The following is a 16,496-nucleotide window of genomic DNA, read 5'->3' as shown; positions in this document are numbered from 1 at the left end:
AGCAAGCTTAAGCCGGTAGGTGTAGGCGAAGCGAAAGCGAGTCTGAATAGGGCGATATAGTTTGTTGCATTAGACCCGAAACCGAGTGATCTAGCCATGAGCAGGTTGAAGGTTGGGTAACACCAACTGGAGGACCGAACCCGCATCTGTTGCAATAGATTGGGATGACTTGTGGCTAGGGGTGAAAGGCCAATCAAACTCGGAAATAGCTGGTTCTCCGCGAAATCTATTTAGGTAGAGCGTCGAGCGAATACCCCCGGGGGTAGAGCACTGGATGGGCTATGGGGACTCACCGTCTTACTGATCCTAACCAAACTCCGAATACCGGGGAGTACTACTCGGCAGACACACGGCGGGTGCTAACGTCCGTCGTGAAAAGGGCAACAACCCTAACCTCCAGCTAAGGTCCCCAAGTCATGGCTAAGTGGGAAAGGATGTGAGGATCCCAAAACAACCAGGATGTTGGCTTAGAAGCAGCCATCATTTAAAGAAAGCGTAACAGCTCACTGGTCTAAATAAGGGTCTTTGCGCCGAAAATGTAACGGGGCTGAAGCCATGCACCGAAGCTGAGGATGTGTAGCAATACACGTGGTAGCGGAGCGTTCCGTAAGCTGATGAAGGGAGACCTGTGAGGGCTCCTGGAGGTATCGGAAGTGCGAATGTTGACATGAGTAACGATAAAGAGGGTGAGAGACCCTCTCGCCGAAAGACCAAGGGTTCCTGCTTAAAGTTAATCTGAGCAGGGTTAGCCGGCCCCTAAGGCGAGGCAGAAATGCGTAGTCGATGGGAACCACGTTAATATTCGTGGGCCTGGTGGTAGTGACGGATTGCACAAGTTGTTCTGGTTTATTGGATTATCAGGGCAGCGGAGCGGTTCCAGGAAATAGCTCCACCGTATAGACCGTACCCGAAACCGACACAGGTGGTCAGGTAGAGTATACCAAGGCGCTTGAGAGAACTATGTTGAAGGAACTCGGCAAATTGCACGCGTAACTTCGGAAGAAGCGTGACCCCATTTTACGCAAGTATGATGGGGTGGCACAGACCAGGGGGTAGCGACTGTTTATCAAAAACACAGGGCTCTGCGAAGTCGCAAGACGACGTATAGGGTCTGACGCCTGCCCGGTGCTGGAAGGTTAAGAGGAGAGGTGCAAGCTTTGAATCGAAGCCCCAGTAAACGGCGGCCGTAACTATAACGGTCCTAAGGTAGCGAAATTCCTTGTCGGGTAAGTTCCGACCTGCACGAATGGCGTAACGACTTCCCCGCTGTCTCCAACATAGACTCAGTGAAATTGAATTCCCCGTGAAGATGCGGGGTTCCTGCGGTCAGACGGAAAGACCCCGTGCACCTTTACTATAGCTTTACACTGGCATTCGTGTCGGCATGTGTAGGATAGGTGGTAGGCTTTGAAGCGGGGACGCCAGTTTCCGTGGAGCCATCCTTGAAATACCACCCTTATCGTCATGGATGTCTAACCGCGGCCCGTCATCCGGGTCCGGGACAGTGTATGGTGGGTAGTTTGACTGGGGCGGTCGCCTCCGAAAGAGTAACGGAGGCGCGCGATGGTGGGCTCAGACCGGTCGGAAATCGGTCGTCGAGTGCAATGGCATAAGCCCGCCTGACTGCGAGACTGACAAGTCGAGCAGAGACGAAAGTCGGTCATAGTGATCCGGTGGTCCCGCGTGGAAGGGCCATCGCTCAACGGATAAAAGGTACGCCGGGGATAACAGGCTGATGACCCCCAAGAGTCCATATCGACGGGGTTGTTTGGCACCTCGATGTCGGCTCATCGCATCCTGGGGCTGGAGCAGGTCCCAAGGGTTTGGCTGTTCGCCAATTAAAGCGGTACGTGAGCTGGGTTCAGAACGTCGTGAGACAGTTCGGTCCCTATCTGCCGTGGGTGTAGGAATATTGACAGGATCTGTCCCTAGTACGAGAGGACCGGGATGGACATATCTCTGGTGGACCTGTTGTCCTGCCAAGGGCATAGCAGGGTAGCTATATATGGACGGGATAACCGCTGAAGGCATCTAAGCGGGAAACCCACCTGAAAACGAGTATTCCCTATCAGAGCCGTGGAAGACGACCACGTTGATAGGCCGGGTGTGGAAGTGCGGCAACGCATGAAGCTTACCGGTACTAATAGCTCGATCGGCTTGATCGTTCTCATTGACTGTGCTCATCAGCCAAAGGCTGATGAAGTGAATAGGCAAGAGGCAGTAGGAACAACTACAGCCTTCGCCCATCACAAGCATCAAAGACGTGTTCAAAAAAACGATGACAATAGTCACTGCTGCCTAATGGCTGCTGACTATTGCCTCATCCCCAGCTTCTCAAACATAAAGTTGCGCTTTGCCGACCTGGTGGTTATGGCGGGGTGGCTGCACCCGTTCCCTTTCCGAACACGGCCGTGAAACGCCCCTGCGCCCATGGTACTTCGTCTTAAGACGCGGGAGAGTAGGTCGCTGCCAGGTCTGCAAAGCGCAACTTTAAATCTTCTCAGAACAATTCTAACGGCAAACGCCGTCAAAAGGCCGCTCACAAAGCGGCCTTTCGTGTTACAATACTTCAGCAAGTCCAAACGACTTGCGCTGGCGCGGGGTGGAGCAGCCCGGTAGCTCGTCAGGCTCATAACCTGAAGGCCGCAGGTTCAAATCCTGCCCCCGCAACCAAATCTTCCATAACGCAATACCCCAAAACCCGCCTCTTGGCGGGTTTTTGCGTTGTGGGCGCCGGCAAAACGCTATTTCGAGCGATTTCAAGCGACGACTTGATAGTTGCTAAATGGATAATATTCTAATATACCTAGATCAGGCGCATCTTATATTTCACAGTAGCAAACAACGTCCGTCCATTCGGCGGCGCCTATTATTCTATTCAGAGGGCAGTTCGATTTCATGAAGTAGATCAGAGATTTATAGGGGGGAATCATGCGAAAATGGGGGTCTTCTCTACTGACGTCTCCATATAGGGGGCATCGACTTCTATCGGCAATCTCCGCGTTGCCTGCGTTCTGTGCCGTGGTGTTCATCGCCGGGATTGCGTCCGCGCAAGCGCCGACCGACGAGCAGCGCGATGCGATCAGGGCAGAGTGCCGCTCCGATTTCATGGCGAAATGTTCCGGGGTGACGCCGGGAGGGATCGAGGCGCTCACCTGCCTGCAGCAGCATAGCGCGACACTTTCGGCAGGCTGCCGGAAAGCGGTTTCTGCGGTGAACGTCAAACCCAAATCGACATCCGCGGAGCCAGCGCCGGCTGCACCTGCAAATAACGCGGCGGCTGCGCCGGCGCCTGCAGCCGGCACGCCCGCGCATCAGCCGACTGAGGCGCAGCGCAATGCGGTCAAATCGGCCTGTCAGCGCGATTTCATGGCGCAATGTTCCGGTGTTACGCCGGGCGGTGCGGCGGCGCTCAGCTGTCTGCAACAGCATAATGCCGCCCTATCGGCGCCATGTCAGCAAGCCGTTGCGGCATTGGGGGGATCAGGGGCGCCGGCGGCCGGCGATGCGGCTGCCACCGGTGCGATCACGCCGGCCCCTCAGGCAATGATGCCAGCCTTCTCCCCGCGTGAGGAAGTCATGATCCTGCGGGAAACCTGCGGAGCGGACTTCCGGGCCTTGTGCCGTATGGTACCTTTAGGGGGAGGCCGGGGCATCGCCTGCCTACGTGATAATCTGCAGCGGGTATCACCAGCGTGCCACCGCGTGCTGACTTCGGGATTGTAGCGCCCGTTCGAACCTTGCTCTCGTAAAGAGGTCGTCGCGCTCCAGCGAGAAATTCGGTGCGCGATCCTGCAAAGGCCGGCAAGCGGCCGATTGCTCGCCTGCATGCATTGCATCTCTCACATGTCATGTCCGGCTGCGGAATGTCCCGGCAGCTGCCATCAGCAATTCGATGAAATCAATGACGACACGGAAAGGCATTGCCATGTCATCGACTTTCTCTTTCCCGCGATTGAAGCGGATCCTCCTCTATGCCTCGCTTGCCGCCAGCCTCGCACCGCCGACGAGCGCGTGGGCGGATGATGCAAAGGCTCTCCTGAAGACGATGTCCGATTTTCTGACGGCGCAGAAAACGATCTCCTTCACCTACCAATCGTCGCTCGAAGCGGTGACGCCCGCCTTCGAGAAACTCCAGTTCGTCAGTTCGGGGACAGCCAACCTGACGCGGCCCGATAAGCTGCGCGTCACGAGGACCGGCGGCTTTGCCGACCTCGACGTGAGTTTCGACGGTTCGTCGCTGACGGTTCACGGCAAGAACCTCGATGCCTATGCCAAGATCGACGGCAAGGGTTCGCTCGATGATCTGATCGACAGGCTGATGACCGCGGGCGTCGAAGCGCCGGGCGCCGATCTTTTATCCTCAAGCGTCTATGACGAACTCATGTCCGATGTGACGGAGGCCAAGCATATTTCCAGCGCCTTCGTGGATGGGGTCGAATGCGAATATCTGGCCTTCCGGACGCCTGAGATCGATTGGCAGATCTGGATACAGAGCGGCCCGCAACCGATACCCCGCCGTTACGTGATCACCAGCAAACACGTCGTCCAGGCGCCGCAATACACGCTCGAAATCAGCGATTTCAAAAGCGGAGCGGATGTCGCGGCCGTATCCTACACCATCGAGGTTCCGGCCAGCGCAAAGACGGTCGATCTCAGTGAATTGCAATCGCTCGACGAGCTGCCTGAGGCTGCCGATATGGGAGAGGTAAAATGACCTATAGGAAGCTGTTCTTCGCCCTCGGCCTGGCCGGCCTGCTGACATTCACCGGCCTTCATATCGAGGAGCAGGGATCCATGCCTCTATCGATCGGCTTTGCCACGCCGGCGGGCGCCGTCATCGGCAGGCCGCTGACGCCGCTGTCTTATGCCGGCGTGGCCCGCCGGACGACGCGGCGGGTTGTCACACGCACAACGACGACCATCGCCGTGCTTCCGGCAGGCTGCCGTTATGGTCCTTATTATGGCGGCTATTATTATCGATGCGGCGGTTATTATTACGCCAAGAGCGGCAACGTCTATGTGCAGGTGATCGTGCAATAATTGCCGCGATCGCCTTACCCGACGTTCGATATCTCCGCTTCCGCCACGCTCGCGGCCGTGTTTGCGGGCGCTCGGCGGCGCTTCCAGTATTCCTCGAGGCGCTGCAGCAGCACGTAGAAGGAGGGAACGAAGAGGATGGCGAGGCAGGTCGAGGCGATCATGCCGCTGAAGACCGATATGCCGATCGATTTGCGGGCCGACGCGCCGGCGCCCGTTGCCAGCACTAGCGGCAGGACACCTAGGATGAAGGCGAAGGAGGTCATCAGGATCGGCCGGAAACGCAGGCGGGCGGCCTCGACGGCCGCGTCCAGAATTTCCATGCCCTCCGCCCGTTTTTCGCGGGCATATTCGACAATCAGGATGGCGTTCTTGGCCGCGAGTGCAATCAGCAGGATAAGGCCGATCTGCGTATAGAGATTGTTGGCGACTCCAGCAGCCATGAGTGCGGCCACCGTGCCGAGCAGGGCGAGCGGCACGGCTGATATGACCGCCAGCGGCAGGATCCAGCTCTCGTATTGGCCGGCGAGCACGAAATAGACGAGCAGCATGGCGAGCGCGAATATGAAGTAGATCTGCCCGCCGACCGCCTTCTCCTGATAGGAGAGCGCCGTCCATTCGAAACCGGTTCCCGTCGGCAATGTATGATCGGCGATCTGCTCCATGACCTCGAGCGACTGGCCGGAGCTGAAACCGGCGGCCGGCCCACCGACGATGGTCGCGGTGGGATAGAGATTGTAGAGGCTGATCAGCGAGGGACCTTGCGTCGTGGTGACATTGACGACCGTGCCGAGCGGCACCATCGTACCGTCACCGGCCTTGACCTTCAGATTGCGGATATCGTCGGGGCTGACACGGAAATCGGAAGCGGCTTGCGCATAGACCTGAAAGGTGCGGCCGAATTTATTGAACTGGGTGACATAGCTCGATCCGACATAGCCGGAGAGGGCGGAGAAGACCTGGCCCACGGTAATTCCCAGCGTTTCCGCCTTGATGCGATCGACGGAGACCGCAAGCTGCGGCACGTTCGAACGGAAAGGCGTGCTCAACCTCTGCAACGATGATTGGGCATTGCCGTTCCTGACAATCGTATCGGCAAGCGATTGCAGCAGCGGATAGTCGGCCACGCCGTTCCGGAGCTCGACCTGCATGGTAAAGCCGTTGGCATTGCCGACGCCCTGGATCGGAGGCGGCACGACGACCAGCGTTTTGGCGCTCAGCACATGCTGCAGAGCCTCGTTCAAATGCTGGTAGATCGACAGCAGGTCCTGCCCCTTCTCCTTGCCGCGCTCATCCCAATCTTTCAAAACGACATAGGCGACGCCGGCATTCTGCAGGCTGGCACTGTTGTCGAGAACGGAAATGCCGCTGATGGTCAGCACCTGATCGACGCCAGGCGTGGCTTCGGCGATCTTGCCGACCTCTTCCATGACGGCATCGGTGCGTTCCTTCGAGGCGCCGTCGGGCAGTTGTGTACTGATCAGCACATAGCCTTGATCCTCGACGGGCAGGAAGGCGGTCGGCAGACGAGAAAGCCCCCAGACGGCGACCCCGATCAGCGCAAATGCCGCTATGGCCATGATGCCGCTGTGGCGGGTCATCGATCCGATCAGCCCGGCATAGCTGCGTTCGCCTCGGTCGTAGACCCTGTTGAAGCCGCGATAGAGGGCGTTGCGTTTCTCCGGCGGAACCGGCGGACGCAGCCAAAGGGCGCATTGCGTCGGTTTCAGCGTGACGGCATTGACGGCGCTGATCAGAGCGGTCGCGGCAATGACGAGGGCGAACTGTCGATAGAGCTGGCCGGTCAGGCCAGGCAGGAAGGCGGCCGGAATGAACACGGCCATCAGTACCAGCGTGATGCCGATGACCGGACCGAGCAGTTCCTCCATCGCCTTCTCGGCAGCCTTTCGGCCCGACATGCCGGCCTCGATGTGCCGGGCCACGCCTTCGACGATGACGATGGCATCATCGACGACAATGCCGATGGCGAGAACGATGGCAAAGAGCGTCGACAGGTTGACGGTGAAGCCCAAGGCCGCCATCGCCGCGAAGGCGCCGATGATGGTGACAGGAACAGTGGTCGCCGGCACGAGCAGCGCCCGCCAATCCTGAAGGAAGACCAGAATGACGATGAGAACGAGAACCCCGGCCTCGATCAAGGTGACGTAAACCTCGTCGATGGAAGCCTCGACGAATTTCGTCGTGTCGAACGGCAGATGATATTCGAGGCCAGGCGGGAAGCTTTTCGAGAGCTCGTCCATCTTCGCGCGCACCGCCTGCGCCACGGCTATGGCATTCGCCTCCGGCAATTGGAAAATGCCGATGCCGGCCGCCGGCCGGCCGTTCTGCATGAAGGATTGGCTGTAAGTCTGGGCGCCGAGTTCGACACGGCCGATGTCGCGGACGCGGGTGATGCGGCCGCCCTGTCCGCTTTCGACCTTGACGACGATGTTCTCGTAGTCGGCGGCCTCGTTCAGCCGGCCATTCACGTTCAGCGTGTATTGGAAGATCTGCCCTTTCGGCACCGGCGGAATGCCGATCTGGCCGGCGGCGACCTCCTGGCTCTGCTGCTGCACGACACTGACGACATCCTGCGGCGTCAGGCCGCGCGCCTGCAGCAGGTTCGGATCCATCCAGATCCGCATGGCATATTGGCCGGCGCCGAACACCGTCACATTGCCGACGCCAGGCAGGCGGGCGAGTTCGTTCTGCAGATTGATGACGGCGTAGTTCGACAGGAACAGGCTGTCATAGCGGCTGTCGGACGAGGTCAGGCTGACGAAGCCGAGGATCGCCGTCGATTTCTTCTGGGTCGTCACGCCTTGAAGCTGCACCGCTTCGGGAAGTGACGACATTGCGATCGCGACACGGTTCTGCACCAGAACCTGGGCCTGATCCGGATCCGTTCCGATGGCAAAGGTCACGATCAGCGAATAGGTGCCGTCGCTGGCGCTGGTCGACTGCATATAGAGCATATTCTGCACGCCGTTGACCTGCTGCTCGATCGGCAGCGCGACGGTATCGACGAGGGTCTGGGCGCTGGCGCCGGGAAAGCGTGTCGTCACCTGCACCGTCGGCGGGACGACATTCGGATATTGCGCCACCGGCAGTTGGTACAGCGCGACCGCGCCGACGAGCACGAAAACCAATGCCAAGACGTTGGCGAGTACCGGTCGCTCAATGAAGAAACGCGAGATCATGCTGTTGTCCTCAGACGTTCAGATGAAGCGTGGTGGCGAATTCATTGCGTGGTGGAGTTGGCCTTGGCATCACCGGCGGCATTCGCCGTCGGGTTCATTTCGATTTTCTCGGGCGTGACCTTGCTGCCGGGAATGGCCTGCTGGATCCCTTGGGTCACCACCCAGTCAGCCGGATCGAGGCCGGATTGGATGACGCGGAGCGCGCCTTCCCGCTGCCCGGTCTTGACCTGTTTCTGCTCCACCACATCGTCCTTGCCGAGAACGAGTACGTAGCTGCCGAGTTGGTTGGTTCCGATGGTGTCGTCGCGCACCAGCAGAGCCTTGTCGTTGTGGCCGACCGGCACCCGAACCCGCACGAAGAGGCCGGGCAGCATGGCGTGGTCCTTGTTGTCGAACAGGGCGCGGACCTGAAGCGTGCCTGTGGAGGCGTCGAGCTGAGGCGATACGTAATCGAGATGTCCCTTGTGCGGGTAACCCTCTTCCGTCTGCAAACCGATCTCCGCCGGTATGCTCGGAAGGTCCGTCTGCCTGAAGGTATGTCCCTGCTTTGCCATGGTTTCCTTGATCATCAGCACCTGCGTCTCGCTGACGTTGAAATAGGCATACAGCGGATCGGTCTGGACGATGCTGGCGAGTTTGGTGGGGCCGGACACGCCGACCAGCGTGCCGATATCGACAAGGTGATCCGTGACGATGCCGTCGAAGGGAGCAAGCACTTCGGTATAGCCGAGGTTGATCGTCGCGAGTTCGACATTGGCCTGGGCGTTGAGGATGGAAGCATTCGCCTCGTCGAGGGTCGCCTTGGCGCTGTCGACCGCGGTCTGGGTGGTGACCTGTTGCTTCATGAGATTGAGCTGCCGGTCATATTCCTGCTTTGCGCCGACCTGGGAGGCCTGCTGCGAGGCGAGCGATGCCTTTGCCTGATCCAGTTGCGCCTGATAGGTGTCGCGCTCGATGCCGAAAAGCTTGGCGCCCTTCATCACCATCATGCCGTCCTGGTAGTCGATGGACTGGATATAGCCCTGGACGCGGGCCTCGATATCGACGGCATTGAGCGGCGCCGTATTGCCGGTGAGTTCGAAATAGAGCGTCACCGGCTGCTGGACCGGCTGTGCGACCCGTACCGGAGGTGGCGGCGGAGGAACATAGGTGTTGCCGCTTTCCTCGCAGCCGGCAAGAATTGCCATGCCGGCGAGCACCATCAAGAGGTGCAGACCCTGATCCAATCTCACACGCATTGCCGCCGCCCCGATGTTTACGAGCCTGCTGCATAATTCATCAAATCGAATCGATTGGATGAATTATGCTGCGATTTCAAAGATCTACAGCGTCCTTTTGCGCGTCTGAAAAGACGCGCGGCGCTGTAGTCTTCATGCGTGCCTCGGCGGAGACGACCCTTCTCCGAAAAGTTCCGGGCATGCGATATTATGTCGCGGCATTGATGCAAATTGCAATAGCTGCTGGTGCACAATTGAACTCAGTTAATGCATGTCGCACGGAAGTGTGCAGCGGTTCCGGGACAACGACATGCATTAAAAACAAAGAGCTTTAGAGTTCGCCGTTCGCAGATACAAAATGGCTATGGTTTCCCGAGCCGCTCGATGGCCGACTGCAAGGGTGCATCCGAAACACGGATCAGCCCGACATATGGATTGGCCATATCCGAAATCAGAAAGATCGCGCCGGCAACGGACAGGGCGCAAACGAGCAGAATTGACAGCACCGTCGGGTTGGCCGGCGCCTGCAGTCCGAAGGTTGCAAATAGCAGCGAGAGCCAGCAGACGAGAACGGCGAGGAAGGCCCAGGGCAAACCCTCTTTACCGGATTCGACCAGCAGCCAGTGGGTCTCGGCCACCATGCCGCTCACATCCAGCGCACGCGTCTGAAGAGAACGCTGTACGGAATCCCTCGGCGACAGGGACCGAAGATCGCCCTGAACCGCCTCGATATCCTGATATTCCCCGAGCGCGCTGCCGGATGCATCGTCGGTAGTCTCGGCGGACCAGCCGCGGCTCAGCCGCTTCTGGATCAATTCACGCAGCAAATGCCGCGCCTTGTCGGTTTCCGGTCCGTATTGCGCCATGACGCGGTCAAGCAGGAGCACCCGCGCTGCCGCCGTTCTCATTTCCACTTCGGCATTGTCATAGGTCGATTTGGCGGATGCGATCAGCAGGCCGAGCGCCAGGGCCGACAGCGTCCCCACCACCGCGGTCGCGAGCCTGATGGCATCCTTGGATTCCGAGCTGAGATGATGATCCGGCAAGCGGCCGCGCACGATCATTCCTGTCGCTGTCGCCGCCGACAGAAAAACAAAGACTAACCCGCCAAGCAATAGTGAGCTCAAGTCCGGTCTCCGTCACGTCAACCTTGCAAACGCCGCGAGGCTTGCAAGTGGTGCGATCGTTACTGTCACCATAGCGGAAGAAAGGCAGAGCGTGGAGTTTTTTACTTTCCTGATCTCACGCCGCCGGAGATCACTGCTGGAAAATGAGCAGCACGTAGGCCAGGAAAAGCACCAGATGGACTGCACCTTGCATGAGATGCGTGCGGCCGCTGGCGAAGGTAATGATGCTGACGGCAAGCGTGAGCAGGAGCATCACCAGATCTCCGTGCTCCAGGCCGAGCGTCACGCTGTGTCCGTAGAGCTGGCTGACAACAAGCATCGCCGGCACCGTCAGCCCGATCGTCGACAATACCGAACCGAGGAAAATGTTTACGGAGCGCTGAAGATTGTTGGCGATAGACGCGCGCACGGCGCTGATTGCCTCAGGCGTGGCGACGAGGATAGCCATCACGACACCGCCAAATGCGGTTGGAGCATGCAGGGTTTCGATAATGTAATCGATCGGCCGCGCAAGCTGTTCGACCAGGAACACGACGGGAGCCATATAGGTGACAAGCAGGATGGCATGCGGCCAGATCGGCCCATGGCCAGCGACATGTTCGCTGCGAGGTTGCTGACGGTTGCCGTCGTCCGCGAAATAGTCCCGATGGCGGCCGGCCTGAAGAAACAGAAACGTGGAATAAAGTCCGACCGATATGACGCCCAGTATCAGTTGTCTCGGTGCCGATGGATGCTGTCCGTCCGGACCTGCCAGAAATGTCGGCATGACTAGGCTGAGCGTCGCCAGCGGCACGATTACTCCGAGATAGGCGTTGGCGCCCTGCAGGTTGTGCTGCTGTTCCGGTCGCAGCCACGCGCCGAGCAGCAATGACAGGCCGACCATGCCGTTCAAAATGATCATGACGACTGCAAACAGCGTGTCGCGCGCCAGCGTGGGATTGTTTTCGCCGTGAAGCATGACGGCCGATATTGCCATCACCTCGATCGACGTGATTGAAAGGGTTAGAATGAGCGTGCCGTAAGGCTCCTTCAGCCGCTCCGCCAGGTGGTCTGCGTGCCGCACGACCGATAGAGCGGAGCCGAGCACGACGGCAAACAGCCACCCGAAAACGACAGTGAACCAAAGCGGATCGGAAAGCCGGCCGAAGAGCTGCTCCTGGAAAGCAAGAAATGCGAAGCTTGTCGCGACGCTGACGCCCAGGAACCATTCCTCGCGCAACAGGCTGGCGGCGCTGACGGCACGCAATGCGGGATCGTCCGTCATCGAAACCACCCGCCTTCGGGCAAATGCCGCCGCCATGCGATCATCACCACCATCGTGTCCGCCCGCTGTCTCTTGCCCGCCACCTGAGCCTAAAGCGCGTCGCATCAAACTTGATTCATGCGACGCGCTTTAGCTCTTTGTTTTGATGCATGTCGTTATCCCGGAACCGCTGCACACTTCCGGGCGACATGCATTAGCGGAGATAAGGCTGCCTTAAGGCGAACCGAACCTCAAGTCGGATCGCATGTCACCGGCCAAAATTTGCAAATCCGCCGTTTCATCGCCTTCTGATCCTAGCAAAGTAATCCCGATGCGGGGTTGCGGCGCCGAGCACCACACCTGCCGTTATTCGCGACCGGTCGCCGGGATTGCCGCGCCGGTGACAATGGCTGCGGCCGGCGAGATCAGGAAGGCGATGAGGCGGGCGATCGATTGCGGCGTGACCCAGCCATCCGTCTTCGCATTGGGCATAGCGGCGCGGTTCTCAGGCGTGTCGATCGTCCCGGGCAGGATGCAGTTGGCGGTGATGCGGTCGTCGCGGCATTCGGCGGCGAGCGCTTCCGTCAGCCGGATGACGGCGGCTTTCGAGGCCGCGTAAGCGGCTTGATTGGGGCCGGCCTTCAGGCCGGGCGCGGCGGCGACATGAACGATGCGGCCATAGCCTGATGCCTTCATGGTCGGGAGAACCGCGGCGCTGATCGTCAGCGCGGTGCGGGCGTTCGCGTTCATCATCGTCTCCCATTGGGCAGGCGCATCCGGCCCGACCGGCCCCATCTGGAAGGCGCCGACCGTATTGACCAGGGCACCGACACCGCCGAAACGCTTGACGGCCCGGGCGACGGCTGCGGCGCAGGAGGCATAATCGGTGAGATCCGTTCCGGCGATCGACAGAAACTCGGCGGAGGCGGGAAGGTCGGCGGCCAAGGCTTCCAGCTCCTGGCTCGAACGGTTCATGCAGACGAGTTTTGCGCCGCCGGTAGCAAGCTCACGGACAACGGCGCTGCCGAGGTTGCCGCCGGCTCCCGTAACGATCACGGCTTTCTGGTTGTTCATGGCAATCGATCTCCTGCCCGTCCTTGATGGCGCGCATTGTTGATCCACGCTGCGCCGCAGCGCAAGCCCACGCATCCGCGTCCAGGTCGGAGATCTTGCGGAACTTGCCCTTTGCGGGCAGTTCCGCCGTCATCGCTCAACAGTTTCGTCGGGTCGGCCGTCAGTGATATTTCGTCCGTTCGCGACCGAGAATCTCGGGCGCGTCAAGGCCGGAAATCGGGCGGGTGACATCGGCCGGGATGTCGCCGCTGAGCTGCAGGTCGAGATAGCGGGCGCAACAGACGCGCAGGAAGGAGGTGAAGTTTCCAAGATCGTGGCCGGCATCGATCGATTCATGATGCAGCCGGGTGATCAGCTGGACGACATTCATGCCGTCGCGCCGGGCCACTTCCTCAAGCTTCGACCAGAAGAAGTTCTCCAGCCTGACGCTGGTGACCATGCCGTCGATGCGCAGCGACCGGGTGGTGCTTTCCCAGAGCCGCGCATCCGCCTTGATGAATAACTCGCACATGTCATCCTCCCGGTACCGCCTCCTCAGGCGGCGTTGGTTTCGAGCAGCGCTGCCGCATCGAGCACGGCCATGAACTGACGCAGCCACGACGGATGCGCCGGCCAAGCCGGCGCCGTGACCAAGTTGCCATCCGAGACCGCATCGGTGATCGAGATATCGGCGAAGGTGGCGCCGGCAAGCTCGACTTCCGGCCGGCAGGCGGGATAGGCAGAGCAGGTGCGGCCCTTCAAGACGCCGGCGGCAGCGAGCAGCTGCGCGCCATGGCAGATGGCGGCAACGGGTTTTCCGGCATCGAAGAAGTGCCGGACCGCTTCGATAACGTCTGCATTGAGGCGCAGATATTCCGGCGCGCGGCCGCCGGGGATGACGAGGGCGTCGTAGTCTTCGGGCCGCACGCTGTCGAAAGTGGCGTTCAGCGCGAAATTATGACCGCGCTTTTCGGAATAGGTCTGGTCGCCTTCGAAATCATGAATAGCGGTGGCGACCGTTTCGCCTGCGTTCTTTCCGGGGCAGACGGCGTCGACCGTGTAGCCGCAGGCAAGCAGCGTCTGGAACGGCACCATGGTTTCGTAATCTTCGGTGAAATCACCCGTGATCATCAGGATTTTGGAAGCTGGCATCGTATCCTCCTTTGAAACCAACCGCCGGAGATTAACAAAGAGCGGCGTGCAGAAGGTACTATGGGAATACTACAGCCGAAATTCCCTGAGAGTGAGAGTAGCATGATGCCGAAAATCGCGCACAGTTTTCGACATGTTCTACACCGCCTTGACCGTCACATCCGGGATTGCGCAGGCTTCGCCGCCGCCGAAGAGGCGAGAGCGGGTGAGGAAGCGTTTCTCGCGGCCGTTATCGAGCGAGAACATGCCGCCGCGGCCCGGAACGACATCGATGATGAGCTGGGTATGCTTCCACGCCTCGAACTGGCTGGCGCTGATATAGACTGGCACGCCGCCGATCTCGCCGAGTTTGACGTCGCTGTCGCCGACCATGAATTCATTGGCCGGATAACACATCGGCGAGGAGCCGTCGCAGCAGCCGCCGGACTGGTGGAAGAGGATATCGGGATGATCGCGCTTGATCTCTTCAATCAGCTCAAGAGCTGCGTCGGTCGCGAGAACACGCGGTTCGCCGTTGACGGTGGTTTCCATCGGTCTTCCTCCAAAGTTTGACGAGGAGAGTTCCCCTCCCCAACCCCTCCCCACAAGGGGGAGGGGCTAAGATGCCGCTTCGGCTGGCAAAACATCAAGCCGGATGCATGTGCTGCGCTCAAGAGTGAATACGGCGAGAGCAGCACGTTAAGTCCCTCCCCCTTGTGGGGAGGGGTTGGGGAGGGGCTTTACGCCCTCACCACGCCTCAGAAGAAGCCGAGCGCCTTGGGGCTGTAGCTCACCAGCATGTTCTTGGTCTGCTGGTAATGCTCGAGCATCATCTTGTGGGTTTCACGGCCGATGCCCGACTGTTTGTAACCGCCGAAGGCGGCATGGGCAGGGTAGGCGTGGTAGCAGTTGGTCCAGACGCGGCCGGCCTGGATCTCGCGGCCGAAACGGTAGCAGCGATTGGCGTCGCGGCTCCAGACGCCGGCGCCGAGGCCGTAAAGCGTGTCGTTGGCGATTTCGAGCGCCTCCTTTTCGTCCTTGAAGGTCGTGACCGAGACAACCGGCCCGAAGATTTCCTCCTGGAACACACGCATCTTGTTGTGGCCCTTGAAGATCGTCGGCTTGACATAATAGCCGTTCGCCAGATCGCCGCCGAGATCGTTGCGCGTGCCGCCGGCCAGCACCTCGGCGCCTTCCTGTTTGCCGATGTCGAGATAGGCAAGGATCTTTTCCAGCTGCTCGGTCGAGGCTTGGGCGCCGATCATTGTCGCGCTGTCGAGCGGATTGCCCTGCTTGATCGCCTCGACGCGCTTGACGGCCTTTTCCATGAAGCGGTCATAGATCGATTCCTGGACGAGGGCGCGGCTCGGGCAGGTGCAGACCTCGCCCTGGTTGAGCGCAAACATTGCAAAGCCTTCGAGCGCTTTGTCGAGGAAGTCGTCATCCTCGGCCATCACATCGGCGAAGAAGATGTTCGGCGATTTGCCGCCGAGTTCCAGCGTCACCGGAATGAGGTTCTGGCTGGCATATTGCATGATCAGCCGGCCGGTCGTCGTCTCGCCGGTGAAGGCGATCTTGGCGATGCGGGAGCTGGTCGCCAGCGGCTTGCCGGCTTCGATGCCGAAACCGTTGACGATGTTGAGCACGCCCGGCGGCAGCAGATCGCCGACCAGTTCGGCCCAGAGCAGGATCGAAGCCGGGGTTTGTTCGGCGGGCTTCAAGACGACGCAGTTGCCGGCGGCAAGCGCCGGAGCAAGTTTCCACGTGGCCATCAGGATGGGGAAATTCCAGGGAATGATCTGGCCGACCACGCCGAGCGGCTCATGGAAGTGATAGGCGACGGTATCGTGGTCGATTTCGCCGATCGATCCTTCCTGGGCACGGATGCAGGAAGCGAAATAGCGGAAGTGGTCGATCGCCAGCGGAATGTCCGCCGCCATGGTCTCGCGGATCGGCTTGCCATTGTCCCAGGTCTCGGCCTGGGCGAGCAATTCCAGCTTGTCCTCCATCCGCTGGGCGATCTTCATGAGGATATTGGAGCGCTCGGCAGCGGAGGTGCGGCCCCATTTTTCCTTGGCCGCATGGGCGGCGTCGAGCGCGAGATTGATGTCCTTTTCATCGGAGCGGGGAATGTCGCAAAGCTTGCCGCCAGTGACGGGTGTCAGGTTTTCGAAGTATTTGCCCCCGACAGGCTCGCGCCATTCGCCGCCGATATAGTTGCCATATTTCAGCTTGAACGGCGATTCGACGATTTTCTGATGAAGCATGTCATCCTCCCTTGATGATCCAGGTTCCCAAGCGAACCGGTGGAAGGAAAATGTGCGCGTTTTGCCGAAGGGAACAGAGGAGGTCTTCGATACCGCAGCGCACACTGTCGCACAGATGCGACAGCTCGGGTCACGATCGACGGTGTCGGTGGAACGTTCGGGCGTTAGCTCTTTGTTTTGATGCATGTCGTTATGCCGGAACCGCTGCACACTTCCGG

Annotated in this window: 12 protein-coding genes, 1 tRNA gene and 2 rRNA genes (1 of these 15 only partly in view); 6 read left to right on the top strand and 9 right to left on the bottom strand. The window is 59.6% G+C overall.

Annotated elements, in window-relative coordinates; all coding sequences use genetic code 11:
• The 6 genes from CO657_RS18075 to CO657_RS18050 form a co-directional block, all read left to right on the top strand.
• A 23S ribosomal RNA gene (locus tag CO657_RS18075) occupies positions 1-2,165 on the top strand (it extends 713 nt beyond the left edge of the window).
• Between the two features lie 195 nt (positions 2,166-2,360).
• A 5S ribosomal RNA gene (gene rrf, locus CO657_RS18070) occupies positions 2,361-2,475 on the top strand.
• Between the two features lie 121 nt (positions 2,476-2,596).
• Positions 2,597-2,673: transfer RNA gene (locus CO657_RS18065), tRNA-Met, on the top strand.
• A 258-nt stretch (positions 2,674-2,931) separates the two neighbouring features.
• On the top strand, positions 2,932-3,726 hold the full coding sequence (locus CO657_RS18060) for a hypothetical protein (RefSeq protein ID WP_054186008.1): 795 nt from the start codon (positions 2,932-2,934) through the stop codon (positions 3,724-3,726).
• 202 nt (positions 3,727-3,928) lie between these two features.
• Positions 3,929-4,717: a DUF2092 domain-containing protein gene (locus CO657_RS18055; protein ID WP_054186009.1), complete on the top strand. Its 789-nt coding sequence runs from the start codon at positions 3,929-3,931 to the stop codon at positions 4,715-4,717.
• Positions 4,714-5,043: a hypothetical protein gene (locus CO657_RS18050; RefSeq protein ID WP_054186010.1), complete on the top strand. Its 330-nt coding sequence runs from the start codon at positions 4,714-4,716 to the stop codon at positions 5,041-5,043. The genes CO657_RS18055 and CO657_RS18050 overlap by 4 nt, the downstream gene beginning before the upstream one ends.
• 14 nt (positions 5,044-5,057) lie before the next feature.
• Here CO657_RS18050 and CO657_RS18045 read toward each other — a convergent pair whose 3' ends face one another.
• The 9 genes from CO657_RS18045 to adh all read right to left on the bottom strand — a co-directional run bounded on the left by CO657_RS18045 (position 5,058) and on the right by adh (position 16,278).
• Entirely contained in the window at positions 5,058-8,240 is a 3,183-nt protein-coding gene (locus CO657_RS18045) for an efflux RND transporter permease subunit (protein WP_054186011.1), read from the bottom strand.
• A gap of 41 nt (positions 8,241-8,281) precedes the next feature.
• A complete protein-coding gene (locus tag CO657_RS18040; RefSeq protein ID WP_012559083.1) occupies positions 8,282-9,478 on the bottom strand; it encodes an efflux RND transporter periplasmic adaptor subunit in 1,197 nt (398 codons plus the stop codon).
• Between the two features lie 341 nt (positions 9,479-9,819).
• The gene (locus tag CO657_RS18035) at positions 9,820-10,584 is read right to left on the bottom strand and encodes a bestrophin-like domain (RefSeq protein ID WP_037073441.1); all 765 of its coding nucleotides are present in this window, start codon (positions 10,582-10,584) and stop codon (positions 9,820-9,822) included.
• A gap of 130 nt (positions 10,585-10,714) precedes the next feature.
• Positions 10,715-11,848, bottom strand: coding sequence for a calcium:cation antiporter (locus CO657_RS18030; protein ID WP_054186029.1), 1,134 nt, complete (start codon positions 11,846-11,848; stop codon positions 10,715-10,717).
• 345 nt (positions 11,849-12,193) lie between these two features.
• A complete protein-coding gene (locus CO657_RS18025) occupies positions 12,194-12,901 on the bottom strand; it encodes an SDR family NAD(P)-dependent oxidoreductase (protein ID WP_054186012.1) in 708 nt (235 codons plus the stop codon).
• Between the two features lie 160 nt (positions 12,902-13,061).
• Positions 13,062-13,412: a ribbon-helix-helix domain-containing protein gene (locus CO657_RS18020; protein WP_003590053.1), complete on the bottom strand. Its 351-nt coding sequence runs from the start codon at positions 13,410-13,412 to the stop codon at positions 13,062-13,064.
• Positions 13,413-13,435: 23 nt separating this feature from the next.
• A complete protein-coding gene (locus CO657_RS18015; RefSeq protein ID WP_054186013.1) occupies positions 13,436-14,032 on the bottom strand; it encodes a DJ-1/PfpI family protein in 597 nt (198 codons plus the stop codon).
• A gap of 138 nt (positions 14,033-14,170) precedes the next feature.
• The gene (locus CO657_RS18010) at positions 14,171-14,563 is read right to left on the bottom strand and encodes a DUF779 domain-containing protein (protein WP_054186014.1); all 393 of its coding nucleotides are present in this window, start codon (positions 14,561-14,563) and stop codon (positions 14,171-14,173) included.
• Between the two features lie 206 nt (positions 14,564-14,769).
• The gene (gene adh, locus CO657_RS18005; protein WP_012559077.1) at positions 14,770-16,278 is read right to left on the bottom strand and encodes an aldehyde dehydrogenase; all 1,509 of its coding nucleotides are present in this window, start codon (positions 16,276-16,278) and stop codon (positions 14,770-14,772) included.
• Positions 16,279-16,496: the final 218 nt, after the last annotated feature.

The sequence above is a fragment of the Rhizobium acidisoli genome (assembly GCF_002531755.2).
Lineage (GTDB): Bacteria > Pseudomonadota > Alphaproteobacteria > Rhizobiales > Rhizobiaceae > Rhizobium > Rhizobium acidisoli.
The sequence above is the reverse complement of the archived record's forward strand: the minus strand, read 5'-3'. Positions and strand labels throughout refer to the sequence as shown.